Source organism: Nostoc sp. UIC 10890 (assembly GCF_054786515.1).
On the sequence record NZ_JBSGKF010000132.1, the window covers coordinates 1 to 1,735 of the forward strand.

At 41.4% G+C, this 1,735-nt stretch carries 4 protein-coding genes and 1 pseudogene; 1 reads left to right on the forward strand and 4 read right to left on the reverse strand.

Annotated features, from left to right (window positions below; genetic code table 11):
- The 3 genes and pseudogenes from ACWATR_RS39825 to ACWATR_RS39835 form a co-directional block, all read right to left on the reverse strand.
- Positions 1 to 277, reverse strand: a pseudogene (locus ACWATR_RS39825) (hypothetical protein); the annotation flags it as partial.
- Positions 278 to 622: 345 nt separating this feature from the next.
- On the reverse strand, positions 623 to 721 hold the full coding sequence (locus tag ACWATR_RS39830; protein WP_460345844.1) for a hypothetical protein: 99 nt from the start codon (positions 719 to 721) through the stop codon (positions 623 to 625).
- 28 nt (positions 722 to 749) lie between these two features.
- The gene (locus ACWATR_RS39835) at positions 750 to 968 is read right to left on the reverse strand and encodes a hypothetical protein (RefSeq protein ID WP_460345847.1); all 219 of its coding nucleotides are present in this window, start codon (positions 966 to 968) and stop codon (positions 750 to 752) included.
- A 164-nt stretch (positions 969 to 1,132) separates the two neighbouring features.
- On the opposite strand from ACWATR_RS39835, the gene ACWATR_RS39840 reads away from it, so the two are divergent.
- A complete protein-coding gene (locus tag ACWATR_RS39840) occupies positions 1,133 to 1,348 on the forward strand; it encodes a hypothetical protein (protein ID WP_460345850.1) in 216 nt (71 codons plus the stop codon).
- Between the two features lie 2 nt (positions 1,349 to 1,350).
- On the opposite strand, the gene ACWATR_RS39845 is transcribed toward ACWATR_RS39840, so the two are convergent.
- A complete protein-coding gene (locus tag ACWATR_RS39845) occupies positions 1,351 to 1,611 on the reverse strand; it encodes a DUF7219 family protein (RefSeq protein WP_460345853.1) in 261 nt (86 codons plus the stop codon).
- Positions 1,612 to 1,735 lie beyond the last annotated feature (124 nt).

The window sequence follows — 1,735 nt, forward strand, 5'->3', positions numbered from 1 at the left end:
AAGAAACTTTCTCTTTTGGTAATGGTGCTGGAATCCACCAGCCATGTATATATTCATTAGAGCCGACAATAGGTAAACGCACATCTTTGTAAGGAAGAAAAAAGTCCGGTGAACTAGGTAGCGTTAAGATTTTTGGTGTGGGGCGAAATATTAAATAAGGCTGCCGAACAAACAAAAATAGACAAGTTGAAATGTAGGCGATCGCTATTACTCCTACGCTTGTTAGCAGCAGTTTTCGAGGATTGCTATATACCATGTTCCTAAAGTTATTTTCCATTACTGCCGGGTTAGTGCGTGATTAAGCAGAGGTTCTGTAGTATTTGAAATCTACAGGCGGCGGAGTAACCCCAGTATGTCAATGCGTAAGTCCTAATATAATTCGTTTGTGCTATGTAATACTCTTCAGCTAGAGCTTTGTACTTTATGCAAAAAGAACGAAAAACTTTTAAAGCTGCACTATACAAGGATTAGACGCAATAAACTAAGCCCAATACAACACCCTTAGCTGAATACGTGTAAACCAATGGTTATCACTCATTTGTCAAACATAAATGCACCATTACCTGAAGGTAGCAATCGTAGGCTGTGCCTGTTTCGCGTTTTCCAGATTGGGCAGTGCAATTCATAACAACCTAATACTGCGATTTTCCATCTCAACTGCCTCAAACATTGCTGTAGCTGTGCTGATTATGGCATCTAATTCACGGGTGTAGTAAGGCATTGTCTTACTGCGAGTGATTTGTTGATAGTCAGAGAATTTGATTTTTAACGTTAACGTCCATCCCGAATGGCACTAAGAAAAGCCCAAAAGCTTGTGTAGCCTTGTTCCCAGCCTCCAGGCTGGGAATGTATTCAAAAGAGGCTCTGCCTCTTGTTAAGCTACTGGAGGCGGAGCCTCCCAGAATTGGTTTCCAGCCTAGAGGGTGGGAACCAGTCAGAGCAAGGGCTGTATCTTTTCTTAGTGCCATTCCGTCCATCCCCTTGTGAAGTCCTGCTCTAGCCTCAAAGCACCCTATCACAAGCATTAACAAAAGATTGGCTAGGAATTAAGCCTTGATTAAGATAAGGTTATACAACAGAGCTTTCACTTGTATAAGTCCATCTTTCAGAGCTAAAACCTTTAGGAGCGCTATTGCAGACCCCAGACCCTCCTGAAGTCGGAGACACAGTTTTGATTCTACGTCCTTTCTATGTAACTGGAGAAGTTGGGGTTGTTTGTGGTCGAGAGCCAGACTCAGATGGTCAATCAAGCATACGCTGGCTTATTCAAGTAGATTCAGATGAGGAAAATATTCTAGTATCACTCAGGCGCAATGAGTTTGAGGTGATTATCCCGAAATTAGAATAACTTCAGTCTCTTGCCGATGGCTCCTCGCCAATTCCCAGTTCCTTCTTACTGCGCTTTAACTGTTTCCAAAGTTCCTTAATTTGCTGATAAGCATCTTCTGGCTCAAGCTTACCATTGCTTTCTAAACTGGTGATCATGCCAACTTTTTGAGCAAATTCTTGCAAGTTAGCATTAAACACTAAGTTTTCTGGTTTAACTTGTCCGTAGTAGCGACCACGAGGGGAAAGGAATTTATCTTTGTCTTCCTCATGAGACTGATTCATGGCTTCACCTCCCTACTAATAAGTTTTCATCAATAATGTCAACCCACTTTCAACTATCTCCTTAAAACAATTCTTTTTCGGAGATGTCTTTCATTACGATTACCTGAAATATGCTGTAATTAAC